Origin of the sequence: Emcibacter nanhaiensis (assembly GCF_006385175.1) — a bacterium.
Taxonomy (GTDB): Bacteria; Pseudomonadota; Alphaproteobacteria; order Sphingomonadales; family Emcibacteraceae; genus Emcibacter; species Emcibacter nanhaiensis.
The window spans coordinates 552,289-578,483 of the sequence record NZ_VFIY01000004.1; the positions used below are offsets into that span (position 1 = coordinate 552,289).

Sequence of the window (26,195 nt, forward strand, 5' to 3'; positions counted from 1 at the left end):
TTCAGAAAATAGATTTCGGGGATTTACTCCGCCTGATCCATGCCGCCGCGGGCGATCATGGTCTTGCGATATTTGCCTTCGACAATATGGCTCAGCGGCACCAGGTGGATGCCCTTCTCCCGGAGCTTCGGCAGCCAGAGTTCCAGCGCCTCAATAGTCTCGTCATAGGGATGGCCGATAGCGACGGCGGAGCCGTGGCGGCGGGCATAGCTTTCCAGCTTGTCAAGCTGGCCGAGAATATAGTCCACATCCTGGGTGTTATCCAGGAACACATCGCGCACCGTATAGGGAATGTCCTCGCTCTGCGCCATGTCCGCCAGCACTGAATTGTTGGTGGTGCGGCTGTCCAGCACCAGAAGGCCGCGCGCTTCTACTTCCGCCAGCAGGCGGGAAATGCCTTTGCTGTCCTCGGTAAAGGCGCTGCCCATATGGTTGTTGATGCCCACATAACCGTCAAACCGGTCCAGGTTCCAGACAATCTGATGAATAAGCTCGTCTTCGGATAATCCGCTGGTCAGGGCATGGGGACCGGGGAAAGCGTCACCGCGCGGCTGCATGGGCAGGTGCAGCATCAGCTCGTGCCCCCGGTCGCGGGCCAGTTCGGTCTGGCGCGTGAGCTCGGTCGCGTAGGGCAGGAACGACAGGGTCAGGCCCGGCTTCATATTGATCAGACGCAGGGTATTATGCTTCAACAGGCCCAGGTCGTCGATGACGATGGAAATCTGCGGCTGGCCCGGCATCAGGCCGCTGACCGCGACCGCATTGGCCTTCCACAGCGGCGGCCGGTCTGGTGTCACTTCCTGCCGGCGCGGGAAACTGGGCGCCACTTCAAGGTCCTGCGGCAGGTGTACCACCACCTCCGTATTCTGATGTCCTTCCTCGAAGGGAAGCGGCAGCACCTTTTCCACAGCGGTAACTTTTTCCGGTGCCTGGGGCACCGCCGCCTCTACCGGCCGGTCACCGGCATAGATATAGATCACGCCGAGGGCAAAGCCCATGCACAGCAGGTAGACCGTCATCATTGCATATTTGCGATAGTCCCAGAGCTGCAACAGCAAGGCACGCCCGGACGGGGTCGACGCCGTCTTCAGGTCCCCCCGCCGGAGACCGGGTAATATGCCGGTCAGAAATCTGCTGTAGAAGTGCTTAAGCAAAATTTTCTCTGGTGTAATATTGATTCCGTAAGCGATTATGCCTGCCCCCGAGGCTAATTTCAATTCCTTAACAATATCTTGTTGTGAAGCTTTTCGATGTTGGCTTATAGTGGGGCCAACACAGCAATCAAGAAACGGCCCCGGCCCCGCGCCGACCGCTCAAAATACGAAGTTGAGACCATAATCATACCATGAGTGACCTGTTTGAGACGACCCCTGTAGCCGGTGAATATTCCGCCAAGGATATCGAGGTACTGGAGGGCCTGGAGCCCGTCCGCATGCGCCCCGGCATGTATATCGGCGGCACTGACGAGCGCGCCCTGCACCATCTGGTGGCCGAGGTTCTCGACAACTCCATGGACGAAGCGGTCGCCGGACACGCCAGCCGCATCGAAATGTCGCTCAATGCCGACGGCTCGGTGACCATCACCGACAACGGCCGCGGCATTCCGGTTGATCCACACCCCAAGTACAAGGACAAATCGGCGCTGGAGGTGATCCTGACCACACTGCATTCCGGCGGCAAGTTCAACAGCAAGGCCTATGAGACCTCCGGCGGCCTGCATGGCGTCGGCATCTCCGTGGTCAACGCCCTGTCCGACACCATGAGCGTTGAGGTGGCCCGCGACAAGCAGGTGTGGAAGCAGGAATTCTCCCGCGGTCATGCCCTGACCAGGCTGGAAAACCTCGGCCCGACGCCCAACCGGCGCGGCACCAAGGTCACCTTCCATCCGGACCCGGAAATCTTCGGGGAAAAAGCCCACCTCAAGCCGGCCCGGCTCTATCAGTCCGCCAAGTCCAAGGCTTACCTGTTCCGCGGCGTGGAAATCCGCTGGTCCTGTGATCCCGACCTGCTGAGAGACGGCGACGATACGCCGGTAAAGGATACGTTGCATTTCCCCGGCGGGCTCAATGATTATCTCACCACAACCCTGGAAAAACGCTCCAGGGTAACGGCCGAGAATTTCCACGGTCGCGTCCCGCTGGCCGAAGATATGGGCAATGTGGAATGGGCCATTGCCTGGCCGGAATATGGCGACGGCAGCACCCGCTCCTACTGTAACACCGTGCCCACCCCCCAGGGCGGCACCCATGAGGCCGGCATGCGGGCGGCCCTGCTCAAGGGCATCAAGGCCTACGGCGAACTGATCGGCAACAAGAAAGCGGCCCAGATCACCGGCGAGGATATTTTCGTTGCCGCCTGTTCGCTGATCTCGGTCTTTATCAAGAACCCACAGTTCCAGGGCCAGACCAAGGACAAGCTGACCACGCCGGAAGCCGCCCGGCTGGTGGAGATGGCGGTGCGCGACCATTTCGACCACTGGCTGTCCGGCGCCCCGGACATGGCCAACGACCTGCTGGCCTGGGCTTTGGAGCGGGTTGAGGAACGCCTGCGCCGTCGTCAGGAGAAGGACACCAAGCGCCAAACCGCCACCAACAAACGCAAGCTGCGCCTGCCCGGCAAACTGGCCGATTGCAGCCATAACAGCGCCGAAGGCACCGAAATCTATATCGTGGAGGGCGATTCCGCCGGCGGCTCCGCCAAGCAGGCCCGCGACCGCAAGACCCAGGCGATCCTGCCGATCCGTGGCAAGATCCTCAATGTGGCCAGCGCCACCCGGGACAAGATCCGCGCCAACCAGGAAATTTCCGATATTATCCAGGCGCTGGGCTGCGGCGCCGGCGACAAATATGACGAAGACGACCTCCGCTACGAAAAAATCATCATCATGACCGATGCGGACGTGGACGGCGCCCATATCGCCACCCTGCTGATGACCTATTTCTACCAGGAAATGCCGGAGCTGGTGAAAAACGGCCACCTGTATCTGGCCCAGCCGCCGCTCTACCGCATCGCCCAGGGCGGCAAGGTGCTCTATGCCCGCGACGATCCTCACAAGGACGAGCTGATGGCGACCGAATTCACCGGCCGCGGCAAGGTCGAAGTGAGCCGCTTCAAGGGCCTTGGTGAAATGCCGCCGGCGCAACTGCGCGAGACCACCATGACCCGCGGCAAGCGCACCCTGCTGCGCATCGTCATCCCCGAAGGTGGACGCCTCGAGACCTCGGAAAAAGTCGAGCATCTGATGGGCAAGAAGCCGGAGCTTCGCTTCCAGTTCATCCAGGAAAATGCCGAACGGGCGAAGGAACTGGATATTTAGACTGATCCTTTTCGGGGAGGAGCACCCATGACACAGCATATTGGAATTGTGGCCTGCTCTTCGGAAGGCGCGGCGCTCTGTTATCGCACCATCTGTGCTGAAGGAGCCGACTATCTTGGCCCCCACGGACATCCCGAAATCACCATGCATACCCCGCCGCTGTCCGAGTATATGGAATATATTGACCGGAATGACTGGCAGGGCGTCGGCGAATTGATGCTCAAATCCGCCGAGATACTGGCCGGCGCCGGGGCGGATTTTCTGATCTGCCCGGACAACACCATCCATCAGGCCCTGCATTATATCGAAGGCCGCGCCCCCCTGCCCTGGCTGCATATTGCCGAGGTGGTGGTTGAGAAGGCGATGGAAAAGGGATACCGCAAGCTCGGCCTGACCGGCACCCGCTGGCTTGTGAACAGCGAGGTTTATCCCGACAAAATCACTGCCCGCGGACTGGACTATGTGAGGCCGGAACCGGAAGAACGGGACGAAATCAGCCGCATCATCATGGCCGAGCTCACCTATGGCAGATGCACACCGGAGGGATTGGCATATTTCCAGGGCGTCATTTCACGCCTGAAGGACCGGGGCTGTGATGCCGTCATTCTCGGCTGCACGGAAATTCCGCTCCTGATCAATGACGCAAACTCGCCACTTCCGACACTGGATTCCACGCGATTGCTCGCCCGCGCTGCCCTCATGAAAGCACTCACGCCGGAAAAAGGCTGAGGTTCCGCATATTTAAACCGCATCTTCTCTCGGAAATTTGCTTCCCCTTACTTGTTACCTTTTCACAACAAGTGCAGGGCATAATTAACTTTTTATCGTTACAAAGGCCCGATATAGTAAAACGATAACGAGCCTGATGGGGAATTCCGGATAGTCCAATGAAAACCAAAGTTGTCCTGACAGTCGATACCGAACCGTCGATCGCCGGCGCCTTCGACGATCCCGACAAATATTCCCCGCTGATCCACGAGCCGGTCTGGGGCGAAGCCGACGGCAAAAGCCAGGCCACCGGTTTCATGATCGAGACCCTGAAGGAGCACGGCCAGATCGCCACTTTCTTTGTCGAAACCGCCCATACGGCCTATTTTTCCGATGCCCCCATGGGCCGTTATGTGGAGCGCCTGACCGCGGCCGGACAGGATATCCAGCTGCACCTCCATCCCTGCTGGGCCTCCTATGAGAACGGATCGCTGAACAGCGGCAGTCGGGTGTCCGACAATTGCAGTGAGCTTGCCGAGGACCAGCTGGTCGAGCTCCTGCGCCAGGGCATGGATACCATCGAGCGATGGACCGGCAACCGCCCGACCAGCATGCGGACCGGCAATTTCGCCACTTCGCTCTGCGTGTTCCGGGCCATGGAGAAGGCCGGATTGAAATATGCCTCCAACATCTGCACCGCCGTGGCGCCGCCGCCGGAACCGGCGCTGCAGGTAGCCAGCGGCAAACATGTCTTTGCCGGCGTCGAGGAACTGCCGGTCACCTGTTTTGCCGATCCCGGCCCGATCGGCCGCGGGCGGCTCAAACCCATGCAGGTCACGGCCCTGAGCGCGGCGGAACAGATTGCGCTGCTGAACCAGGCGCATAACAAACGGCTTGAAGCAGTGATCATCGTCACCCACCCGTTTGAATACATCAAGATCAATAATTTCCGCTATGACGGGCTCAGGGCCAATAAACTGGTACAGTCCAGGCTACAGAAACTCTGCGGGTTTCTGGCCGACAACCCGGACCGCTTCGACATGACCTCCCTGGAGGGTGCAGCCCAAAGCATCACCGGCAACGGCGGCGCCACCGATCTCACCGGCAGCACAGTAAAGTCCGTGCTCAGGACAGTGGAAAATTTCACCAATGACAGGTTCCTATGATCAGCTATATGCCGCCGAAATCACCTGAGGAGTGCCCGACGGTCCTGCTGCTCGGCACCGATACACCAATCGGCCTTGCCATCGTGCGCGACCTGGGCCGGGCCGGTTACCGGGTGATCGGCATCGGCCATACCGAGCGGGCGCTGGCCGGAAAATCGCGATATTGTTCCGCCCACTATGTGCGCGCCGGCAGGAATGAGGCGCTGATTTTACAGATTGAGCAGCTGGCAGCGGAACATGACGCCCGCTTCCTGATGGCCATCAGTGAAGGCGATCTGCTGACCCTCAACCGCTTCCGCGACCGGCTGGAAGAATCAATCATCCCGCTTCTGCCCACGGCAGACATGCTCACCAAGGTCCTCGACAAGAACATCTGCCAGGACTATGCCGAACAGGCTGGCATCCGCACGCCGAAAACACGGCAGTTCACCTCCCTGGATGAGGTGCAGAGCAATCTCGGCCAGCTCAGCTATCCGCTGGTCCTGAAATGGGGCGATCCCAACGCGGTCGCTCCCCTGCTTGAGGACGCCGGCCTGGACATGGTCAAAACCGGCTATGCCCGCACCGCGGAGGAGCTGCTCGGCCAGCTCGCGGTCTATGAACCCGTGGGCCACTATCCCATGGTGCAGGAATATTGCCCGGGCTTCGGCCTCGGCCAGATGTTCCTGGTGCGCGACGGGCGCATCCTGATGGAGTTCCAGCACGAGCGGCTGCATGAATGGCCGCCGGAAGGCGGCGTCTCCAGCCTCTGTGCCAGCGTGCCGCTGGATCAGCATGTCGAGATCCGGGAAAAATCCCGCAGTCTGCTGGAGAAGCTCAACTGGAACGGCGTCGCCATGGTCGAATACCGGTTCCATCCGGCAAGCGGCACCTATTATTTCATGGAGATCAACGGCCGCTTCTGGGGCAGTCTGCCGCTGGCCACGGCGGCCGGGGTGCCCTTCCCCTCCGCCCTTGTCGCCTGTTGCGGCGAAGGCCGGGAAATTTCCGAGCTTTCCGACTATAAGGCCCTCAAATGCTGTTTCTTGATACCGGAGACCAAACGGCTGATGCGGCTGCTTGTGCAGAAAAACAGGATCAGGGACCCCTTTTACCGGCCCGACACCCTGCGCTCTCTGCTCGGCTATATCGCCGCCCCGTTCCGGCCGGATCTATGCTACTATATTTTTCAGTGGCGCGATCCCAAGCCGTTCTTTTCCGACCTCGGCGGCATGCTGCTGAAATTCGCCAGGCTGCTGCGCCGTTAAAGCCCCATTTCCCTAACTGGTGATATCGGACTTTCCGAGTTCCTTCTTCAGGCTGGTCAGCGCCTGCTGGATACGCATAAAACAGGTGGAAAAATACTCCCGGCTCAGCCGGTGCGGGTCATAGAGCAGCGCCATTCTCGGACTCGCCCAAAGTCCCAGCAGTGCAATCTGCACGTCCTTGTCCGTGGATTGGAGGTAAGGCTCCAGTTTTTTGATATGCCGGTCTTCCATGACAAGGAAAAGGTCGCCGTCCCGGACCTCAAAATCCTCCAGGTCCGTCGCCCTGTGGCTTTCCAGGTCCACATCATAGTCCTTTGCGACGTCTATCGCCATGGGATAGGCCTCGAGGCCCGTACTGGTGGACAGGCCGATGGAAACGACGGGAACGTCCGGTGACAGTTTGACCATAAGATGGTGCGCAAACGGGCTGCGGCAGATATTGCCATGGCAGACAAAAACCAGACGGCGCACATCCTCCTTCCGCAGGTGACTGTATTTCCGGTACGGCCCGAAACGCCACATCAGGTTAGCGATAAACAGACGCACCCAGCCGCGGATGGTTCCATATTTGCGGTCGATATATTTTTCCACCTGATCAAACACAGTCTGCACCCAGCGTTTCCAGACATGTTTCTTGTTTTCCGTCACCCGGGCGATGAGATAGGCCGTAACAACGGTGAGGCCAAGAATAAATGCATATTTCTGGCCGCTCATCGTCTCCTCATAAAAAGCGGCCCGGTAAAACAGAAGCAGCGGCATATGGGTGAGATAAAGCGTAAAGGTCGACCCGGCAATATTGCGGATGATCTTTTCCAGCCAGACAGGGAATTTTTCCAGGCTATTGCAGATGCCGCGCATCGCCACAAAATGCATGCCGATAAATATGCCGAGGAGATAGTCGCTGATAAACTGACGGCTGAAGGCCAGGTTTTTGTGATTTTCTGCCCCCATGAAGGCTTCCAGGGTATCCCACCCCCAGCTGCCGATACGGAAATGAATATAACTGTATATTCCTGCGCCGGAGACCAACAGAAGAAGTGTTGCGATCGCAAGGCCGATATGGCGAAGGCGGTCAGACCTGTACAAATAGACGCCAAGCCACCACAGCGGCATCAGCAGAAGAATTTTCGGCCCGACAATCAGACAGACCAGGGCAAACAGATAAAACCGTTTTTTGCCCGGGACAAAACAAAGCGCCGCAAAGCCAATATAGTACCAGACTTCATAGTTAAGGCTCCAATAGGGAACATTGCTGAACGTCTGGATGGAAAGGCCCCACAATTCACCCGAAAACACCAAAGCACTGATTATTCTCACCGGGATGAGATCCCAGACCTGATAGCCGATGGGATAGGCCTGGCTGTTCAGAAGATTAAATCCGATGGTGTCGACAAGTAGCGTGATAAAAATGGCCGGAATAGCCACAGAATAGATGCGGGCGACCCTGGCAATGGCATAGGCTTTAAGTGTCTTTTCCTTATTTTCGGCCGTAAAGGCGATGACATAACCTGAAAGGACGAAGAAAATAATTACCGCTTCATGGCCCAGATTGAAAAGCGTGTGATGCGGGTTATACAGCAGTTTTGAATGGAACAGGAGAACCATAAAAGCCGCAAAAAAACGGAGCAGATCCAGATATATCGAAAATAGGCGCGTCACTTAAAATTCCCCATGGGCTTCAGGTGTTATCATTGTAACCTGTAATACCCGCTGAATGCTAAATTATCGTTTACATCGTCAAATTATCTGAGATTCGAAAATAAGGGAGCTTGTTTCCTTTCAAAACGCCTGATTTCAATATTTTCCCCGCACAAATGTAACCTGCAGGGAATTGACCAGGTTTAAATATTTTTGTTATGCACTATTTTATAAGTCAGCGTCACTGACGAGAGCTTCTCGCCATATTGGATGCTGCCCTGCACACAGGATCATTGACTTCTCTTCAGAAATGCCTATTCTGCGCGCAAGATATGAAAAGTGTAAACGGAAAGACTACTCGACCACATGGGTTTTGAATTTTTAGGTTTAAGTGAACAGCTGCTCGCCGCTGTCGAAGAAGCGGGCTATACCGAGCCCACCCCCATCCAGGCCAAAGCCATTCCCGCTGTCCTCCAGGGCAAGGATATCCTCGGCATTGCCCAGACGGGAACCGGCAAGACTGCCTCCTTCACCCTGCCCATGATCGATATCCTGTCCCAGGGCCGCGCCCGGGCGCGCATGCCGCGCAGCCTGATCCTGGAGCCGACCCGCGAGCTTGCCGCCCAGGTGGCGGAAAACTTCGAAAAATACGGCAAGAACCACAAGCTGACCATGGCCCTGCTGATCGGCGGAGTCGCCTTTGCCGAGCAGGAAAAGCTGCTGGACCGCGGCGTTGACGTTCTGATCGCCACGCCGGGTCGCCTGCTTGACCATCTGGAGCGCGGCAAGGTGATGCTGACCGGCACCGAAATCCTGGTGGTGGACGAAGCCGACCGCATGCTGGACATGGGCTTCATCCCCGATGTGGAAAAAATCTGTTCACTGATGCCGCCGCGCTTACAAAGCCTGTTTTTCTCCGCCACCATGCCCAAGGAAGTGAAGCGGCTGACAGACAAGTTTCTCAAGGACCCCAAGGAAATCACCGTTTCCTCGCCCAAGTCCACGGCCCAGACCATCACCCAGAAGCTGGTCCGGGTGGCGTCAGACCCCAAGACAAAACGGGCCGCCCTGCGCCATTTGATCAAGACCAATGACGTGAAAAACGGCATCATTTTCTGTAACCGCAAGGTGGATGTGAAGATCGTCGCCAAGTCTCTGGCGGTGCACGGCTTCAGCGTCGGCGAAATCCACGGCGACCTGCCGCAGGAAACCCGCATGCAGACCCTGGCCAAATACAAGGCCGGGGAAATCCAGCTGCTGGTGGCCTCCGACGTGGCGGCCCGCGGACTCGACGTATCCGACATCACCCATGTGTTCAACTATGATGTGCCCAACAACCCGGAAGACTATATTCACCGCATCGGCCGGACCGGCCGCGCCGGCCGGGAGGGCTGGTCCTTCACCCTGACCACGCCGCGGGACAAGAAATATCTCGACGCCCTGCTGAAAATGCTGGGCAAGGATATTCCCGAGGAAAAACTGGAGGGATTCGAGGCCCCCGAACCCCGCGGCCGCAAACCCCGCCAGCAAAAGGACGACGGGGCAAAACAGCCGCCTGCCGAGAAGAAATCCTCCTCCCGCAGAAGCCGGGGATCCCGGGACAGAGAGCCGCGCGGCGACGACAAGCCGGTGGTCGGCATGGGCGACCATGTCCCTGCCTTCCTGATGAGGGATGCAAAATAAGCGCCTTCCTTCAAGACCTTATGTACTATTTTTTACCCTTTTTTTACCCTGCTCCTTAGCCTTTTCTTAGGAATAACTTGGTATCAATTTTATACAAATTGGTAGAACCAAACCTATTCAGCTATGTTGGGAATAAAGTATGTCGTTTATCCAGGACAGGGATGATATCGAATTTATCCGGGAAACCTCTGACAAGGCTCTGGACCAGATGTCCGAGTATAACGTGGTACCGACGCCGATGAATTACCACGTCTGGTATACCCATTCCGCAGGTTCTGACCTTTCCCTCAGCAGCACGATCAATAGCTTGATCGGCAAAACCACGCGGTTCAGTTCCGAAATCTGTGAAAACCTCTATCAACGCTTTTTCTCCGGCGAGATGACCCAGTCCGCCCTCGAGGAAGCCGGCCAGAGTATCCAGAAAGAACTGGTCAAGATTGCCCAGACGCTGAAAGAAAGTGGCGACAGCACTTCAGAATACAGCAGCTCCCTCACCGGCCACATGGATAATCTGGAAAACATCGAGGCGGGTTCCGAAATCAGCGCTATCCTGTACCAGATCCTTGCTGACACTCGCCGGATGCAGGAAAAAAGCCAGAAGATGGAAGCGGACCTGAAGGCCTCTTCCCAGGAAATCCAGAAACTTCAGTCCAGCCTGGCGGCCGTGCGTCAGGAAAACATGACGGACATGCTGACCAATATCGGCAATCGCAAATGCTTCGAAAACGAGCTGGACCATGCTTTCAAGGAGTGTGAAGCGAATCAAACAGGCATGAGCCTGCTGATCGGCGATGTGGACCACTTCAAAAAATTCAACGACACCTGGGGCCACCAGGTCGGCGATCAGGTGTTAAAAGCCGTGGCCCATGTGATGAAACTCCGGATTGGCGAGAAAGGCACCCCTGCCCGTTTCGGCGGCGAGGAATTCTGTGTGGTGCTGCCAGATGTGGAAATTGCCGAAGCTGTTGAACTGGCCGACGCCATTCGTGAGTCCGTTTCCCAGCGTTCCATGAAACGTAAAAGCACCGGCGAGCGGATCGGCAAGATTACGGTCTCCTTCGGTGTTGCCGAATATCGCGCCGGCGACCGCAAGTCAGATATTATCGCCCGGGCCGACGAAGCCCTTTACCTGGCGAAAAAATCCGGCCGCAACCTGGTGAAAGCGGAAATTGATCTGGAACAGAAGATCGCAAAAACCGCATAACCGGGGCATTTACCACCCTACTCACACCAAGCCTTCTTTTTGTTCTGTTTTTGTTCTTGACTAATCGCCCGCGATAAAATAGAACAAACAAAGAACATATAGGAGCAGGTCATGGAAATTTTGACTCATATTGCCGGTCTGGCATTTATCCCCTTTTTCTTTTTAGCCATTTCCTGGGGAATCCGGGATATTTTCCGCGGCCTGCCGGTTCACATTTCTTTTCGGAACCTGTCCACCCAGGCAACGGCTCTGATGCCCGGCTTCTTTTTCCGGCCATTCCATACTGTCGGGGGATAATTACCCTTCATCCTTTTTCGATGGCATCGAACACGCCATATTCATGTTCTATGCTTTGTTCGATCAGATGACGATAGACCGTTTCTGCAAATTCCACATTTAATCCAACAGCGACCGCCTTGGCTTTGATATTGTCGACAACCGCTTCGATCCTGTCTTCGTCCCGCACCTTGTTGCGCGTCTCTTTGAGAACTGCGGCACGTTCCATAAAAGACAGCCGGAACTTCAGCACTTCCACGATGAACTGGTCCAGCTTGTCGATTTCCCGGCGCAATTCCGTCATTGTTTCACAGCCTTTGGCTGCGCGGACACAAACCCGCTGATCCTCAATGGACAGCACGAGTGATTCCATCGAATACTCCTTCACAAATAAATGATTTAAGGACCAGGCGCCGCGTCAGCGACTGGTATAAATAACCAGGCAGTCAATATTCTGTTCCTTGAGGCGGCTGCACAGTTCCCGGGCCTCTGCCTTCTCCGCGACATCGGACACATAGAGGCGATAGAGAGCAGTCCCGTCCGGACGGGACACTTCTCCGGTCAGCGGACTGTAGGAATTCAGCACGTCGCCTGATTTTTTCAGCAGCCTGTTCCAGCCCGCCAGCGCCAGTTTTTCAGAAGGATAAGACCCCAACTGCACGCGATAGACTTTTTCCGTAGCGGCTACCCCGGACGGTTTTTCCTGGTCCGGCTCTGCAGCCGCTTCTTCCGGCGGTTGTTCTGCCGCTTCGACAGCCGCCCCTGCTGCGGGCGTTTCCACCTCAGATGTCTGTTGGTCCTCTTTCAGGATCTCCAGGAGCTGTTTCTTTTTCGGATCCAGCGGTTCTTCCGGTGCGGCAGCCATTTCCTGTTCCGGCATTTCAGCGGATGCAACCTCCTGCCCGGCCGTCGCCTCCGGGGGGAAATCCCTGAGGCCGAGGAAAATGGCCTGGGCCCTCTGTTTCGAGGTCAGGCTGCCGAGCCACTTATAGAACTGGAAGCTGCTTGGGATTTCCTCCTCGGTCATGAATGTGGCGGCCATTTCCTTTGCAGCCTGCTCTTCGCCGGACAAGGCGTACGCCATCACCAGGTTCTGCAAGGCGGTCTTGTTATTCACGTCCAAATTGGCAGCCTTGCTCAGGATCCGGATCGCGGGGGCATATTGCCCCTGAATGGCAAAGGACAGGCCAAGGTTATTGAGCAGGGAAATATTGTCCGGCTCGTTATTCAGTCCGGCGCCATAGGTGATCTGGGCCTGCTCATGATCCCCTTTCAGGTCATAGGCCAGTCCCCGAATGTTAAAATAGCGGTAATCCTGCGCCATCGGTCCGGTAATCTGCGACAGATAGTCCAGGGCCGCGTCCGGTTTGTTTTCGCGGATCAGCATCTGGCTGATGCCGAGCTGTGCTTCCGCGTTGCCGGGGTCGAGTTTAAGCACCGACTGGTAGATTTCGACAGAGGCATCCGCTGCCCCCAAAACCCGATAGGTTCGGGCCAGCCCGAGTTTGGCACCAAGATGCTCCGGGTTTTCCGTCGCCGCCCGCTGGTACAAGCGCAATGCATTGCCGTAATCGCCGGTTTTGACAAAGCCATCCGCCATATTAACCAGAGAATCAGCATCAAACACCAGTTCCCCGTTGACCCTTTTCGGGCCCTGGGCACTACAGCCGGCGAGCAGCAACACCCCGGAAAGCAGGATTGTCAGAAAAATATTATGGCGTCCGATCTGTGACATTGTTCCATATGCCTTTGTTTTTCTTGGTTTTTATTCCCGTCCAAAGCATACATGGAAGCGTTAACCATAACCAGAAATCTTTTGATAAAAGTGAATCGAAAGTTAATATTCCGATAATCATTATGTTATATTTTAATGTGGAATAAATATAAGGATTTAAAAATGGTAGATGTTGCAGAAGCAAGTAAAGCCGCCAATACAGTTCAGGTCGATGCCGGAAGAAGCGGCAGCCTGGAGAACAAGGCAGAAATCCAGCAGACGATCCAGAATATTGCTGAGGATTCCTCTATCGAGCGCAAGGAAGTGGAAGCAGATACTGGCCCCAATGTGGGACAGAATGTGGACATCCGCGCCTGACCGCTGATCTTTTTTACCACACAGGCAGAGAAAAAGGCATGACCTCCAGGAAGTCATGCCTTTCGCTTATCTGATGCGGGAAGCTTGACGCTTCCCCTTTTTTATTTCTGTTCCGGCAGAACCGAACGCAGATGAAGTTCCCGGAGCTGGGCGTTGCTGGCTTCGCTCGGCGCATTCATCATCAGGTCTTCCGCTTTCTGGTTCATGGGGAAGACAATCACTTCGCGAATGTTCGGCTCGTCCGCCAGCAGCATGACGATGCGGTCCACACCCGGGGCAATGCCACCATGCGGCGGGGCGCCATATTTAAGGGCATTGAGCATGCCGGCAAAGCGCTCCTCCACCACTTCGGGGCCATAGCCGGCGATCTCGAACGCCTTGTACATGATATCCGGTTTGTGGTTCCGGATCGCCCCGGAGGACAATTCGATGCCGTTACACACGATGTCATACTGATAACCGAGGATATCTTCCGGATCCATGGTCTCCAGCGCTTCCATCCCGCCCTGCGGCATGGAGAAGGGATTGTGACTGAAATCCAGTTTCTTTTCCACATCGTCCCATTCATACATGGGGAAGTCGACGATCCAGCAGAACCTGAACACGTCCTGTTCGATCAGTTCCAGGTCCTCACCCACTTTGGTGCGCGCGACGCCCGCCAGTTTGGCGGCATCATCTTCATTGGCACAGGCAAAGAACACACCGTCATTCTCGCCAAGGCCGGCGGTTTCACGCAACTGGGTCAGGCGTTCCTCGCCCAGGTTCTTGGCGATCGGACCGCGTCCTTCCCCGTCCTTGAAGATCACATAACCGAGACCGGCATACCCTTCGGACTGGGCCCAGCTGTTCATCTTGTCAAAGAAGCTCCTCGCCTGGGAGGCGCCGGCGCCCGGGGCCGGGATGGCGCGCACAACTGCGCCTTTCTCGATCATTCCGGCGAAAATGCCGAACCCGGAATCGCGGAACACATCGGTCACATCGCTGATTTCGATCGGGTTCCTGAGGTCCGGCTTGTCATTGCCGTATTTCAGCATGGAGTCCTTGAACGGAATGCGCGGGAACGGCGCCGGAGTGACTTTCTTGTCGGAAAACTCCTCGAAGATCCCCTGCATCACCGGTTCGATGGCGGCAAAGACGTCTTCCTGGGTGACAAAGGACATTTCCAGATCAAGCTGGTAGAACTCGCCCGGGGAGCGGTCGGCACGGGCGTCCTCGTCCCGGAAACAGGGGGCGATCTGGAAATAGCGATCGAACCCGGCCATCATCAGCAACTGCTTGAACTGCTGCGGCGCCTGTGGCAGGGCATAGAATTTGCCCGGATGCAGGCGGCTCGGCACCAGGAAGTCACGCGCCCCTTCCGGAGAAGATGCGGTCAGAATCGGGGTCTGATATTCCTTGAATCCCTGATCCACCATGCGGCGGCGGATGCTGGAAATGACGTCGGAGCGCAGTACAATATTGCGGTGCAGACGGTCACGGCGCAGGTCCAGGTAGCGATAGGTCAGGCGTGTTTCTTCAGGATATTCCTGATCCCCGAATACCGGCATGGGCAGTTCGTCGGCCTGGGACAGAACCTCGAACTCCTTGACCTGGATCTCGACCTTGCCGGTCGGCAGGTTCGGATTGATGGTCTCCTCGCTGCGGGCCACCACATTGCCGTCGATGCGGATCACACTTTCCGGGCGAACGCCTTCCGCTTCCTTGAAGAAGGGGCTTTCCACGTCAATCACACACTGGGTCAGGCCATAATGATCACGCAGGTCAATAAACAGCAGGCCACCGTGGTCGCGTTTCCGATGCACCCAGCCGGACAGACGGACAGAGTTCCCCACATGGTCTTCACGCAGTTCGGCACAGGTATGAGTTCTGTATTCGTGCATTGTATTTTCTTCTATATTTCGTGTTCAATTCAGGTTGTTTTTGTGCTTTATTGCATATTTGTCAAGTCATTCCCATGACATTTCCAAATAAAAGGCAGGATCGGTTCCCTAAATGAGTGTTATTACAAAAAATCAGCATCTGGCAGAAGTTTGCGAGCGGCTGTCGAGTTCGGAATATGTAACTGTAGACACTGAGTTTTTGAGGGACAAAACTTACTATTCCAAGCTGTGCCTGATCCAGATCGCCAATGAAGAGGAATATCACGCCATCGACCCGCTGGCCGATGGCATTGACCTTGCCCCCTTCTATGACCTGATGGCCAATGAAAATGTAATCAAGGTCTTCCATGCCGCCCGGCAGGATATCGAAATTTTCGTCAATGAAACCGGCAACGTCCCGATGCCCCTGTTTGATACCCAGGTCGCCGCCATGGTCTGCGGCTTTGGCGACAGCATTGGCTATGACAAGCTGGTCGCCAGTCTGGCCGGCAAAACCCTGGACAAAAGTTCCCGCTTCACTGACTGGTCGCGCCGCCCCCTGACCCAGCGGCAAATTGACTATGCCTTGGGCGACGTGACCCATCTCCGGGTCATCTACCGCAAGCTGCGGGATCAGCTGGACAATAGCGACCGCACCTCCTGGCTGGACGAGGAAATGGAGCAGCTGACCAGTCCGCAGACCTATATCACCCACCCGGAAGAGGCCTGGAAACGGATCAAGATCCGCAACAACAATCGCCGTTTCCACGCCATTGTGCGCAAGCTGGCGGAATGGCGGGAAATGGAAGCCCAGCGCCGCAATACGCCGCGTAACCGCATCATGCGCGATGAAGTGCTGCTGGAAGTGGCGGCCATCCGGCCCCAGCACAGCAACTCGCTGAATGGAATCCGCGGCCTGCCGCCCCAGTTCGGGTCCAGCAAGCCCGGTGCCGTCGTCCTCGACTATGTGAAGCAGGCGCTCGACATGCCGGACGAGGAACTGCCGGAAATCGCCCGGCCGAAGCCGCCGGCCCAGGGGGTCGATGCGGTCATGGAACTGCTCAAGGTTCTGCTCAAGCACAAGTGCCAGAAGGAAGGCGTTGCCAACAAGCTGGTCGCCACCATGGACGACCTGGAAAAGCTGGCCGCCGACGATGAGGCGGATATCCCTGCCCTGCACGGCTGGCGCCGCGCGCTCTTCGGCAAGGACGCCCTCGCCCTGAAACACGGCAAGCTCGGCTTCTCCATGAAGGACGGTGAAATTATTCTGTTTCCTCTGGAAGACTGACGGCATCCGGCCTGACCACTGCTTCCAGGCCGAATTCAGATGCCAGCTTGTCAAAGCGGCGGCGAACCACCTCGTTGATCAGGTCTTCCTTGCCGGGCTGAAGGTTCAGCAATAGCTGAGAGCCGTCAATTTCCAGCGATGCCGCATTAAGACCGCGGGCGGTCCCGGCAGACAGCCTCTGCGCCAGGCGAAGCCCCAGGCCCACCCGACGGGCATACTGAACATCTTCTTCACTGACCAGCGACAGGCAGATATTGGTATTATTATCCCCGATGCTGCCGCCATAACAGACATACAGGGCGAGGCCGATCAAACCGATCCCCCGATGGTCGATGCCGATCAGGCGGCCGTACATGATTTCCGAAATGACCTTTTCCGCCCGATATTCCGGGTGTCCCCGCCAGCCCACATCACTGAGCATGCAAATGGCCAGACGCAGCCTGCGATCCTCCGGCGATTCATTTTCAAACAGCGGTTCAATCCAGTTGAGCAGCCGCAGGCCATGTTCCGGAAAACGCCCGGTCATTTCTGCCACTTCATGACAGCCCTGGATCAGCGGATCTTCGTTCTGGACCGAGGACGGCATGCCGTCAAACAACAGGCCTTCCCGGATACCGTAGCCTGATACCACTATTTCCACCGGCTTGAGCTTTTTCAGTACCCGCCAGAGGATCAGCGCCGACAGGGACAGGACCCTCAGCCTGCGTGTGGAAATGTGTCCGGCGTAGACCTGCAGTTCCTCCGGCGTCATCTTTGACAGCTTCTTGGCCAGCGCCAGAGCGTCGTCCACTTCGATCCGGTAATTATGGATGTTATTCAGTGGATATCCGGTTTCCAGCATGTTGATCTTGGCAAAGGCCCTCCATGACCCGCCGACGGCATAAAAGGACTGCCCGGTATACTCATCGAGCCAGTCGACTTCCGACAGCACCCGGTCGATTTCCTTTTTCGGCGTATGGAAGACCTCTCCCTCCCGATTCTGGAACTGCAGGGGACCGATCGGCAGGGTCACTTTCTCGCACACATCCAGATTATTGACATGGATAAGCTCAAGACTGCCGCCCCCCAGGTCGCCCGCTATGCCGTGGGCGCGCGGAAAGGCGCAGACGACGCCCAAGCCCGCCAGACGCCCCTCTTCTTCCCCGTCGATCACCTCGACGTCGATACCCGTGGTTTCGCGCACCGTCTCAATAAAATCCGGACCGTTTTTTGCGTCGCGAACAGCCGAAGTCGCGATCGCCCTGAGATCGCTGATCTCCATCTTGTCGATCAGCAGGGCAAATCTTTTCAGGGTATGCAGCGCCGCCTCCATGGAGTCGTCCATCATCAGGCCGGTTTCCGATACGCCCCGGCCGAGGCCACACAGGACTTTTTCATTGAAAATGACATAGGGGACACGGCGCCTGCTCTCGTAGACCACCAGGCGAACCGAGTTGGAGCCGATATCGATGACTGCAAATTTATCCAAGTATCTTCACTCTTATAACAGGTGCGGAAGCTCGATTTCCTTCAATGCTCCACCCATACCCGATAGACTTGGATTTGTCATGAAATAATGATGTGCAGAAAAGGCTTCCGGTCCGGCTTCCACCCGTTTGTAGGTGTGATCCGGCTGCAGGTACCAGCTCTGGGCTTCGTCCTTCAGGTTGGCCACCATGATCTGGTCAACGATCTGTGAGCGCACTGTCGGATTATCCACCGGCACCATCACTTCGACCCGTCGATCAAAGTTGCGCTGCATCCAGTCAGCCGAGGAGATAAAAGCCTTCGACTGGTCTGACGGAAGATCGGCACCATTGGCAAAACAGACAATACGGGAATGTTCCAGGAAGCGGCCGACGATGCTCTTGACCCGGATGTTTTCCGACATGCCGGGCACCCCCGGGCGCAGGCAGCAAATGCCGCGAATGACAAGGTCGATCTTGACCCCGGCACAGGAGGCTTCATACAATTTGTCGATGATGGTCGGATCAACCAGGGCGTTCATCTTGGCCCAGATGGCTGCAGGTTTCCCCTTTGACGCGTTGGCGATCTCGTTATCGATCTCCCTGATTAACCGGTCACGAATGCCCTGGGGTGAAATCGCGGCCTTCTCCAGCTTGCGCGGTTTTGCGTAACCGGTGAGATAGTTGAAAATATGCACCGCATCCCGGCCGAGGGCCTGATCATCGGTGAAGAAGGACAGGTCGGTGTAGATCTTGGCCGTGATCGGATGATAGTTACCGGTGCCGTAATGGACATAGGTCCTGAGGCCGTCATTTTCCCGGCGTACAACCAGCGAGACCTTGGCATGGGTCTTCAGTTCCATGAAACCATAGACCACCTGAACGCCGGCCCGCTCCATATCCCGGGCCCACTGAATGTTGCGGGCCTCGTCAAAGCGAGCCTTCAGCTCCACCAGGGCGGTCACCGACTTGCCTGCGTCCGCCGCATCAATCAGGGCGCTGACAATGGGGGAATTCTCGCTGGTCCGGTACAGGGTCTGTTTGATCGCCACCACATTGGGATCGGCTGCCGCCTGGCGCAGAAAGCTGACCACCACATCAAAACTTTCAAAGGGATGATGGACGACAAAATCCTTTTCCCGGATCGCGGCGAAACAGTCCCCGCCATGCTCGCGGATCCGTTGCGGGAAACGCGGGTTATAGGGGGCGAACTTGAGGTCCGCCCTCTCGTCCACGATAAGCTGGCTTACTTCGGACAACCCCAGAATACCGTCAACCTGAACGACTTCATCTTCGCTGATATCCAGTTCCCGCATCACCATTTTTCTGAGCTTTTCCGGCGTACTGGAGGTCATCTTGAGCCGGATCACATGGCCGCGCCGGCGCCTCTTCAGGGCGGTTTCGAACACCCGCACCAGATCTTCCGCTTCTTCATCCACCTCCATCTCGCTGTCCCGAATCAAACGAAAGATGCCCTCACCCAGAACTGAATAGTTGGGGAACAGCCGGTCAAGGAACAGTCGGATGGTATCCTCAAGGGAGATAAAGCGAATCTCGTCGCCGGGCAGCCGAATGAAGCGACGCGCCTGCGGCGGCACCGGCAACAGAGCCATCAGCGGCGCCCCGGTATCCTCACGCTTGAGGTCAAGAACCAGGGAAAAGCCGAGGTTGGGGATAAACGGGAACGGATGGGCGGGGTCCACGGCCAGCGGTGTCAGAATCGGAAAGATATTCTCCAGGAAATATTCCTCCAGCCACTCACCTTCCTCCGCCGTCAGGGTCGTACCATCGACAAGAAGAATCCCCTCAGCGGCCAGTTCGCCAATAATGCTTGCCCAACGGCGCTGCTGTTCATTGATCAGTTCTTCGGCCAGCCGGTTAATCTGCGTAAGCTGCTGGACCGGCGTCAGGCCTTCAGGCGTAATGGTCTGAACGCCGGCGTTGATCTGGCCGCGGATACCGGCGACACGGACCATGTAAAATTCATCCAGGTTGCTGGCGGAAATGGACAGAAAACGCAGGCGCTCAAGCAGGGGATGGTTTTCGTTGAAGGATTCCTCCATCACCCGCATGTTAAACCTGAGCCAGGACAGTTCCCGGTTGATATATTTTTCGTGCGGCTCAAAGGCCGAAAAATCGATCGGGCCTTCAGCAATTTCCTGTGCCATATCCGTTCCCTGGTTCCGAAGATATAATGGTTTGACATATCTAACGGAAGATTATTTCATATCTGTTACCAAATCTCAATCTTCAAGCGATTCCAACGCTTTCCGGGCAAGAGGAATGGTAACGGCTCTCTTTTCCGTCAATGCCAGCCGGTCGATACGACGCACTGTGCGCCGCACGCCGGCAAATGAGCGGTCGATCCGCGGCAACAGATAGTCGAGAACCTCGGACGGCAAGATCACCTGAAGATCGGCAAACTGTTTGATAATCACCGACGCCAGAAGACTGTCGTCCGCCTGCCCCATCTCGACAATGGGACAGCTGAGAATCCGGGACGACAGGTCGGGAAGCGACATTCCCCAGGAACGGGGATGGGTCCGCGCCGTCAGCAGCAGGAAGCTCGCTTTCTCCTTCAGCCAGTTGTAGCTGTGCAGCAGTTGTTCCTCGCGTCCCGGGCCGGACAGATAGGTGTCCACATCTTCGAAAATATAGGCCTTTTCCCGTCCCACCAGCGGTTGCCCGAAAAATTCTTCCTCATTAAGCCTGATGGCGCTGCTCCGGTCCTGCCACACATGACTGAGGTGGGTTTTCCCGCAGCCCTCGTCTCCAAACAGGATCAGTACATGGGACGGCCAGTCCGGCCAGCGATCAATCCAGTTCACGGCATCTGTATTGGAGGCCGCCACCAGGAAGTCCTCATGGCCAAAGGCCTGCCGGACCGGCAGGTTGAGGGGGAGTTGAACCGGAGTCATGGCTGGCACCGCTCGAGACTCAGGATAATTTCCTCGGCCGCCGTCTGGCCGTCTTCCGGCGTGCGCCAGTAGACTTCAAAGACAAAGCCCTGTTGGGCCATGGTGAGGAACAGCTGGTCCAGATCGCCGGAATGGTTAATGGTGATTGCGGCATGATCCAGGGCAAGCCGGTCCACGGTAAAGTCCCGGATCAGGGAAACTTCCCGCAAATGCTCCTGCACATTAACCCAGTCCTCAAGCCCCTTGAACCTGACCTTCATGGAAATCCGGGAGGCCACACCGAAATGAACCAGAACTTTTTCCCGCCACTGGTTATCCAGATAGATCATGGTTTTTTCGATCGCGCGCTGATAAAGATCGGCAATCACATCGGTGGACAGGCTGTCTTCGCCCAGTTCAGAAGTGATGGTTTCCCGATGAACCTCCTGTCCGTCCAGCCCCTGCCGGAGCGTCAAGGTCAGCCGGGAGCGGTCGGTGACCAGATCCCGTTCGAGGGAAGCAATGGCAACGACCAGGGTCTCCAGATTGTTCTTTTTGGCAAAATCGGCGAGCTTGACCGCCAGCCCGTCATAAGCCTGCCAGCTGTTGATCAACAACCGCTGGGAAAGAGTTGAGGGTGGTATATCGGGCTGGACCAGGTGATTCAGCCCGCCATACTGATCCCAGGCCTGTTTCCAGCCGTTGTCCCTGTCCCACAGGAAATAGGAACCGTCCTTTTCCAGTACCGGCAGGATGGTCATCGGGGTAGACAGGCTTTCGGCGAAGGGGATCTGCAGCAGGGAGAGCAGGTCGTAGATCTTGGTGCGGCTGAAATGCACCGTCATGGTGGCGATATAGCGCACACTGGAATTTCGTTCGTCCTGGATTTCAAAGCCGCTGATCAGTTCGCGGACCTGCCGGTCATCTAAATAGGGAAGTTTCGAAATATCTTCCGGACGCAGAATTTTGGCAAAAAACTTCTGCAGCGCTTCCCGCTGGCCGTTCAGCAGGGCGATCCGGCGCGCCTGGTTTACGGTGCGGCTGGTCTGGTCCACTTCGATATCGTAAATAGTGTAGATCCGGGCTTCACGCCCCGGACTGACCTCTGCCTGTGCCACACCAAACATCAAGCAAGACATTAAAATAATGGCATAAGGCATTATTTTTATTTTATTTATCAACAATATTCTGTTTCCGGTCCGGTAACTGTTTTCATCATTTATCAGGCGAATGACTGCCACTCGGCCATCTCTGTCACCACTGGTGACCAGATATAACACGAAGCGAAAAAAGTCATAATCAAAAATGACTGTGGCATTTTCATGAAATGCCCCTTATATCTGGGCGTCTGTTAAAAGACTTATATCCGGGATATATACTGGTGAGCGATCAAAATCCAAAAACTTCCTATACCTACAAGGATGCCGGTGTCGATATTGATGCCGGTAATGACCTGGTCAATGCCATCAAACCTGCTGCCGCGTCGACCCGACGGTCCGGCGTGACCGAAGACCTCGGTGGTTTCGGCGCCCTGTTCGACCTCAAGGCGGCCGGCTACAACGACCCGATCCTGGTGTCCGGCACCGACGGCGTCGGCACCAAGCTGAAAATCGCCATTGACTCCGGCAGGCACGACACGGTCGGCATCGACCTGGTCGCCATGTGTGTCAACGACCTGATTGTCCAGGGCGCGGAACCGCTGTTCTTCCTCGATTATTTTGCCACCGGGCATCTGTCCGTCGAGGCGGGTCGCGATATCGTCGGCGGTATTGCTGAAGGATGCCGCCAGTCCAATGCCGCCCTGATCGGCGGTGAGACGGCAGAAATGCCCGGCATGTATGCCGATGGCGATTATGACCTGGCCGGGTTCTGCGTCGGCGCCGTAGAACGGGACGAAATCCTGACCGGCGCGACAATTGCCCCCGGAGACGTGGTATTGGGCCTGGCCTCCAGCGGCATTCATTCCAACGGCTTTTCCCTGGTGCGCCGACTGGTGGAAGACAGCGGCCTCGGCTATGACGCTCCCTGCCCCTATGATGACAGCAAATCCTTCGGCGCGGCCCTGCTGACCCCGACAAAGATCTATGTCAAAAGCTGCCTCGCCAACCTGAAGGCCGGCACCCTCAAGGGCCTCAGCCATATCACCGGTGGCGGTTTTGTGGAGAATATTCCGCGGGTCCTGCCGAAAAATGTCGCGGTCGAAGTGGACGCAGGCGCCTGGACCCTGCCGCCGGTGTTCGACTGGCTCAGAACCCGCGGCAATATAACCGCCGCGGAAATGGCCAAGACCTTCAACTGCGGTATCGGCATGGCTGTGGTTGTCGCGGCCGAAAATGCCGACAGGGCCAAGAAGATTTTCGAGGAGTGCGGCGAAACCGTCTATACTATCGGACGGGTCGTGGAGCGCGCTGAAGGCGCCCCGGCCACCGTGGTCAATGGCAAGGCCGGCGACTGGGGCTATACTGAAGACTGGACGGCTGTTTCAGCCGGCAAGAAATAAGAGGCGCCCATGCTCGACGTAGCAGTTCTCGTTTCCGGACGCGGCAGCAACCTGCAGGCCCTGATAGATGCTTGCGCCGATGAGGATTTTCCCGCCCGCATCGTCCGGGTGATTTCCAATAATCCCGATGCCTACGGCCTGGAACGCGCCCGGCAAGCAAACATCCCTACCAGTGTGATCAATCACCGGGACTATGACAGCAAAGAAGCCTTCGAAGAGGCCCTGGACAAGGAACTGAATGCCTGTAAAGCGAAAATGATCTGTCTGGCCGGTTTCATGCGGATCCTCGAGGCCCGGTTCGTGAACCGCTGGAAAGACCGCATCCTCAATATCCATCCGTCCCTGCTGCCCTCGTTCAAGGGACTTCACACCCATGAACGCGCCCTGGAATCCGGTGTGCGCTTTACCGGCTGCACGGTGCATATCGTGCGGCCGGAAATGGATGACGGCCCCATCATCCTGCAGGCCGCCGTGGCGGTAAACCCGGACGAGACGGCCGACGAACTGGCCGCCCGCATCCTGGAATATGAACATATCATCTATCCCGAGGCCCTGCGCCTGATGGCCAGTGGCAAGGCCCGGATCGCCGGGGACAAGGTGATCATTGAGTCTGCGGCCTATCCCGACGGCGGCTGGATCAATCCGCTGCCTGGCGACGACCTGGAACTCTGACCATAAAAAAGGGAGCCGCAGGCTCCCTTGTTCATTTAAGCGTTAGGTTGCTTAGATCAGCCCTGCCAGCGGCGAGGACGGGTCGGCATAGAGCTTTTTACCCATGCGCCCGGCGAGATAGGCTTCGCGGCCAGCCTCCACGGCCAGTTTCATGGCCCGGGCCATGCGGATCGGGTCCCTGGCTTCGGCAATGGCCGTGTTCATCAGCACGCCGTCGCAGCCCAGCTCCATGGCCACGGCCGCATCGGAGGCGGTGCCAACCCCGGCATCCACCAGCACCGGCACATTGGCCTGTTCCACAATCAGTCTGATCTGGACCGGGTTCTGGATGCCGAGCCCGGACCCGATCGGCGCGCCCAGCGGCATGATCGCGCAACACCCCATGTCTTCCAGCACCTTGGCCTGGATCGGATCGTCACTGCAATAGACCATCACTTCGAATCCTTCACTGATCAGGACCTCAGCCGCCTTGAGCGTCTCCGGCATATTGGGATAGAGGGTCTTCTGGTCGCCAAGAACCTCGAGCTTCACCAGGTTCCAGCCGCCAGCTTCCCGGGCCAGGCGCAGGGTGCGCAACGCATCATCGGCCGTAAAACAGCCGGCGGTATTGGGCAGATAGGTATATTTCCGGGGATCAATGAAATCCACAAGCATGGGCTGGTTCGGATCGCTGACATTGACGCGGCGCACGGCGACGGTCACGATTTCCGCTCCCGAAGCCTCTACCGCCGCAGCATTTTCCTCAAATGATTTGTATTTTCCGGTTCCAACGATCAGGCGGGATGTGAACTCCCGGCCTGCGATTGTAAATGTGTCAGTCAATTTTTCCACCACCAATAAAATGTACTATTTCCAGCTGGTCGCCGTCCTCAATCAGTACCTGCTGAAAGGTTGTTTTGGGCACTATTTCCAGGTTCCTTTCCACAGCAACCTTGGAGGGATCTATATCGAGCTCCTCCAGCAGATCATGGAGGGACATCTGCTTCTCGAGTGTATGTTCGTCACCATTTATCATCAAGCTGATCAATGATCTGATCCTTTTTAATTCTTAAGACTTTGCAGGATTAAAGCAATCCTTTATAGTTCGCAAATATTTTGACCATAAAAAGCCCCGAAAAAACGACGGCTGACAGGCAAGTAACGAAACCGGTTTTCAAACCGAACATAAGTCATTATACAGGACCACCAGATAACAGTCCGGTAGCACCCGGAATTTATTGTGTGGAAGTAGGCAAGTAAGAAGGCTTTTATGACAAAGAGCACATCAGGCAATATTCTGATTCTCAACGGCCCCAATCTGAACATGTTGGGCACCCGCGAGCCGGAAATCTACGGCACAGAGACCCTGTCGGATATTGAGGAAAAGTGCAAGATACATGCTGGCGAGCTTGGCATGACCGTGACCTTCCGCCAGAGCAACACCGAAGGTGAAATTGTCAACTGGATCCAGGAAGCTCGGGGCACCGCACAGGCCATCATCATCAACGCCGGGGCCTATACCCATACCTCCGTCGCCCTGATGGACGCCTTGCTGGCCGTCGGCTTGCCGGTAATCGAGGTACATTTATCCAATATCTTCAAACGCGAGGAATTCCGTCATCATTCCTATATTTCCCCGGCCTCTGTCGGGGTGATCTGTGGATTTGGCAGCCGGGGTTATCTTCTGGCGCTGGACGCCCTCGCCGACATACTCTAAGAATAACTGACAAGATTTATAACAAGGGACTGTAACCAGATGTCAAAAATGCACGTCGATCAGGAACTAATTCGCGACCTGGCAGCACTGCTTAATGAAACCGACCTTTCTGAAATCGAGGTGGAAGACGGCGACCGTAAAATCAGGGTCTGTCGCAATGTGACTGTTGCCGCAGCCGCCCCCGTGGCCGCACCGGTCGCCGCTGCTGCCGCCGCTCCGGCAGCTGCCCCGGCAGAAGCCGCATCTGAAAGCTCGGCCGCGGATCATCCCGGCGCGGTGCTGTCCCCCATGGTTGGCACTGTCTATACCGCCCCGGAGCCGAATGCCGACAACTTCATCAAGGTTGGCGACAAGGTCAGCGCCGGCGATACGATACTGATTGTCGAAGCCATGAAGGTAATGAACCACATCCATGCGCCCAAATCCGGCACCGTGACCCAGATCCTGGTCGAAAACGGCCAGCCGGTCGAATATGGTGAACCTCTGGTGATCGTCGAATAGGGTTCTG

Annotated in this window: 22 protein-coding genes and 1 pseudogene; 13 read left to right on the forward strand and 10 right to left on the reverse strand. The window is 56.5% G+C overall.

All coding sequences use genetic code 11. The features are described from left to right. Nucleotides 1-23 precede the first annotated feature (23 nt). On the reverse strand, nt 24-1,154 hold the full coding sequence (locus tag FIV46_RS03055) for a divergent polysaccharide deacetylase family protein (protein ID WP_139938324.1): 1,131 nt from the start codon (nt 1,152-1,154) through the stop codon (nt 24-26). Between the two features lie 191 nt (nt 1,155-1,345). Here FIV46_RS03055 and parE point away from each other — a divergent pair, with 191 nt between their 5' ends. The 4 genes from parE to FIV46_RS03075 all read left to right on the forward strand — a co-directional run bounded on the left by parE (nt 1,346) and on the right by FIV46_RS03075 (nt 6,437). Next, nucleotides 1,346-3,316 carry a DNA topoisomerase IV subunit B gene (parE, locus tag FIV46_RS03060; RefSeq protein ID WP_139938325.1) on the forward strand — a complete coding sequence of 657 codons (1,971 nt, stop codon included), beginning with the start codon at nt 1,346-1,348 and terminating at the stop codon, nt 3,314-3,316. Nucleotides 3,317-3,343: 27 nt separating this feature from the next. Then, entirely contained in the window at nt 3,344-4,045 is a 702-nt protein-coding gene (locus FIV46_RS03065; protein WP_139938326.1) for an aspartate/glutamate racemase family protein, read from the forward strand. A 158-nt stretch (nt 4,046-4,203) separates the two neighbouring features. Beyond that, on the forward strand, nt 4,204-5,190 hold the full coding sequence (locus FIV46_RS03070; RefSeq protein ID WP_139938327.1) for a polysaccharide deacetylase family protein: 987 nt from the start codon (nt 4,204-4,206) through the stop codon (nt 5,188-5,190). Continuing rightward, on the forward strand, nt 5,187-6,437 hold the full coding sequence (locus tag FIV46_RS03075) for a carboxylate--amine ligase (protein WP_139938328.1): 1,251 nt from the start codon (nt 5,187-5,189) through the stop codon (nt 6,435-6,437). Before FIV46_RS03070 ends, FIV46_RS03075 begins: the two co-directional genes overlap by 4 nt. A 12-nt stretch (nt 6,438-6,449) precedes the next feature. Here the strand turns inward: FIV46_RS03075 and FIV46_RS03080 are convergent, their stop codons facing one another. Beyond that, complete coding sequence (locus FIV46_RS03080) at nt 6,450-8,096, reverse strand: acyltransferase family protein (RefSeq protein ID WP_139938329.1); 1,647 nt, start codon at nt 8,094-8,096, stop codon at nt 6,450-6,452. A 345-nt stretch (nt 8,097-8,441) separates the two neighbouring features. Here FIV46_RS03080 and FIV46_RS03085 point away from each other — a divergent pair, with 345 nt between their 5' ends. The 3 genes from FIV46_RS03085 to FIV46_RS03095 all read left to right on the forward strand — a co-directional run bounded on the left by FIV46_RS03085 (nt 8,442) and on the right by FIV46_RS03095 (nt 11,259). Then, on the forward strand, nt 8,442-9,758 hold the full coding sequence (locus tag FIV46_RS03085) for a DEAD/DEAH box helicase (RefSeq protein ID WP_139938330.1): 1,317 nt from the start codon (nt 8,442-8,444) through the stop codon (nt 9,756-9,758). 139 nt (nt 9,759-9,897) lie between these two features. Beyond that, a complete protein-coding gene (locus tag FIV46_RS03090) occupies nt 9,898-10,962 on the forward strand; it encodes a GGDEF domain-containing protein (protein ID WP_139938331.1) in 1,065 nt (354 codons plus the stop codon). Between the two features lie 111 nt (nt 10,963-11,073). Next, entirely contained in the window at nt 11,074-11,259 is a 186-nt protein-coding gene (locus FIV46_RS03095) for a hypothetical protein (protein ID WP_139938332.1), read from the forward strand. 7 nt (nt 11,260-11,266) lie between these two features. Here FIV46_RS03095 and FIV46_RS03100 read toward each other — a convergent pair whose 3' ends face one another. Together FIV46_RS03100 and FIV46_RS03105 are read right to left on the reverse strand one after the other, a co-directional pair. Next, nucleotides 11,267-11,611, reverse strand: a complete 345-nt coding sequence (locus FIV46_RS03100; protein ID WP_139938333.1) for a chorismate mutase — start codon at nt 11,609-11,611, stop codon at nt 11,267-11,269. Nucleotides 11,612-11,656: 45 nt separating this feature from the next. Continuing rightward, nucleotides 11,657-12,973, reverse strand: coding sequence for an SPOR domain-containing protein (locus tag FIV46_RS03105; RefSeq protein WP_139938334.1), 1,317 nt, complete (start codon nt 12,971-12,973; stop codon nt 11,657-11,659). A 162-nt stretch (nt 12,974-13,135) separates the two neighbouring features. Here FIV46_RS03105 and FIV46_RS03110 point away from each other — a divergent pair, with 162 nt between their 5' ends. Then, nucleotides 13,136-13,330: a hypothetical protein gene (locus FIV46_RS03110; RefSeq protein WP_139938335.1), complete on the forward strand. Its 195-nt coding sequence runs from the start codon at nt 13,136-13,138 to the stop codon at nt 13,328-13,330. Nucleotides 13,331-13,431: 101 nt separating this feature from the next. Here FIV46_RS03110 and aspS read toward each other — a convergent pair whose 3' ends face one another. Further along, nucleotides 13,432-15,210 carry an aspartate--tRNA ligase gene (aspS, locus tag FIV46_RS03115; protein WP_139938336.1) on the reverse strand — a complete coding sequence of 593 codons (1,779 nt, stop codon included), beginning with the start codon at nt 15,208-15,210 and terminating at the stop codon, nt 13,432-13,434. 112 nt (nt 15,211-15,322) lie between these two features. Here aspS and rnd point away from each other — a divergent pair, with 112 nt between their 5' ends. Further along, nucleotides 15,323-16,477 carry a ribonuclease D gene (gene rnd, locus FIV46_RS03120; protein ID WP_139938337.1) on the forward strand — a complete coding sequence of 385 codons (1,155 nt, stop codon included), beginning with the start codon at nt 15,323-15,325 and terminating at the stop codon, nt 16,475-16,477. Here the strand turns inward: rnd and FIV46_RS03125 are convergent. From FIV46_RS03125 to FIV46_RS03140, 4 genes are all read right to left on the reverse strand, one after another. After that, a complete protein-coding gene (locus FIV46_RS03125; protein ID WP_139938338.1) occupies nt 16,452-17,945 on the reverse strand; it encodes a Ppx/GppA family phosphatase in 1,494 nt (497 codons plus the stop codon). The genes rnd and FIV46_RS03125 overlap by 26 nt on opposite strands. Nucleotides 17,946-17,957: 12 nt before the next feature. Further along, on the reverse strand, nt 17,958-20,090 hold the full coding sequence (locus FIV46_RS03130) for an RNA degradosome polyphosphate kinase (RefSeq protein WP_139938339.1): 2,133 nt from the start codon (nt 20,088-20,090) through the stop codon (nt 17,958-17,960). A gap of 75 nt (nt 20,091-20,165) precedes the next feature. Continuing rightward, entirely contained in the window at nt 20,166-20,840 is a 675-nt protein-coding gene (locus FIV46_RS03135; protein WP_139938340.1) for an HdaA/DnaA family protein, read from the reverse strand. Continuing rightward, nucleotides 20,837-21,937, reverse strand: a complete 1,101-nt coding sequence (locus tag FIV46_RS03140) for a DUF2066 domain-containing protein (protein WP_181163035.1) — start codon at nt 21,935-21,937, stop codon at nt 20,837-20,839. The genes FIV46_RS03135 and FIV46_RS03140 overlap by 4 nt, the downstream gene beginning before the upstream one ends. Nucleotides 21,938-22,200: 263 nt before the next feature. Here FIV46_RS03140 and purM point away from each other — a divergent pair, with 263 nt between their 5' ends. Both purM and purN read left to right on the forward strand, forming a co-directional pair. Next, on the forward strand, nt 22,201-23,319 hold the full coding sequence (purM, locus tag FIV46_RS03145; protein ID WP_246056847.1) for a phosphoribosylformylglycinamidine cyclo-ligase: 1,119 nt from the start codon (nt 22,201-22,203) through the stop codon (nt 23,317-23,319). Between the two features lie 9 nt (nt 23,320-23,328). After that, a complete protein-coding gene (purN, locus tag FIV46_RS03150) occupies nt 23,329-23,991 on the forward strand; it encodes a phosphoribosylglycinamide formyltransferase (protein ID WP_139938343.1) in 663 nt (220 codons plus the stop codon). 51 nt (nt 23,992-24,042) lie between these two features. Here the strand turns inward: purN and thiS are convergent. Next, a pseudogene (gene thiS, locus FIV46_RS03155) lies at nt 24,043-25,006 on the reverse strand (sulfur carrier protein ThiS). A 234-nt stretch (nt 25,007-25,240) separates the two neighbouring features. On the opposite strand from thiS, the gene aroQ reads away from it, so the two are divergent. Both aroQ and accB read left to right on the forward strand, forming a co-directional pair. Further along, on the forward strand, nt 25,241-25,687 hold the full coding sequence (gene aroQ, locus FIV46_RS03165; protein ID WP_139938346.1) for a type II 3-dehydroquinate dehydratase: 447 nt from the start codon (nt 25,241-25,243) through the stop codon (nt 25,685-25,687). 48 nt (nt 25,688-25,735) lie between these two features. After that, the gene (gene accB, locus FIV46_RS03170) at nt 25,736-26,188 is read left to right on the forward strand and encodes an acetyl-CoA carboxylase biotin carboxyl carrier protein (RefSeq protein ID WP_139938626.1); all 453 of its coding nucleotides are present in this window, start codon (nt 25,736-25,738) and stop codon (nt 26,186-26,188) included. Nucleotides 26,189-26,195 lie beyond the last annotated feature (7 nt).

Bases quoted from the DNA above. Each gene is read 5' to 3' on its own strand.
- parE (WP_139938325.1), top strand. From the start codon at position 1,346: ATGAGTGACCTGTTTGAGACGACCCCTGTAGCCGGTGAATATTCCGCC.
- FIV46_RS03065 (WP_139938326.1), top strand. From the start codon at position 3,344: ATGACACAGCATATTGGAATTGTGGCCTGCTCTTCGGAAGGCGCGGCG.
- FIV46_RS03070 (WP_139938327.1), top strand. From the start codon at position 4,204: ATGAAAACCAAAGTTGTCCTGACAGTCGATACCGAACCGTCGATCGCC.
- FIV46_RS03075 (WP_139938328.1), top strand. From the start codon at position 5,187: ATGATCAGCTATATGCCGCCGAAATCACCTGAGGAGTGCCCGACGGTC.
- FIV46_RS03085 (WP_139938330.1), top strand. From the start codon at position 8,442: ATGGGTTTTGAATTTTTAGGTTTAAGTGAACAGCTGCTCGCCGCTGTC.
- FIV46_RS03090 (WP_139938331.1), top strand. From the start codon at position 9,898: ATGTCGTTTATCCAGGACAGGGATGATATCGAATTTATCCGGGAAACC.
- FIV46_RS03095 (WP_139938332.1), top strand. From the start codon at position 11,074: ATGGAAATTTTGACTCATATTGCCGGTCTGGCATTTATCCCCTTTTTC.
- FIV46_RS03100 (WP_139938333.1), bottom strand. From the start codon at position 11,611: ATGGAATCACTCGTGCTGTCCATTGAGGATCAGCGGGTTTGTGTCCGC.
- FIV46_RS03105 (WP_139938334.1), bottom strand. From the start codon at position 12,973: ATGTCACAGATCGGACGCCATAATATTTTTCTGACAATCCTGCTTTCC.
- FIV46_RS03110 (WP_139938335.1), top strand. From the start codon at position 13,136: ATGGTAGATGTTGCAGAAGCAAGTAAAGCCGCCAATACAGTTCAGGTC.
- aspS (WP_139938336.1), bottom strand. From the start codon at position 15,210: ATGCACGAATACAGAACTCATACCTGTGCCGAACTGCGTGAAGACCAT.
- rnd (WP_139938337.1), top strand. From the start codon at position 15,323: ATGAGTGTTATTACAAAAAATCAGCATCTGGCAGAAGTTTGCGAGCGG.
- FIV46_RS03130 (WP_139938339.1), bottom strand. From the start codon at position 20,090: ATGGCACAGGAAATTGCTGAAGGCCCGATCGATTTTTCGGCCTTTGAG.
- FIV46_RS03135 (WP_139938340.1), bottom strand. From the start codon at position 20,840: ATGACTCCGGTTCAACTCCCCCTCAACCTGCCGGTCCGGCAGGCCTTT.
- purN (WP_139938343.1), top strand. From the start codon at position 23,329: ATGCTCGACGTAGCAGTTCTCGTTTCCGGACGCGGCAGCAACCTGCAG.
- aroQ (WP_139938346.1), top strand. From the start codon at position 25,241: ATGACAAAGAGCACATCAGGCAATATTCTGATTCTCAACGGCCCCAAT.
- accB (WP_139938626.1), top strand. From the start codon at position 25,736: ATGCACGTCGATCAGGAACTAATTCGCGACCTGGCAGCACTGCTTAAT.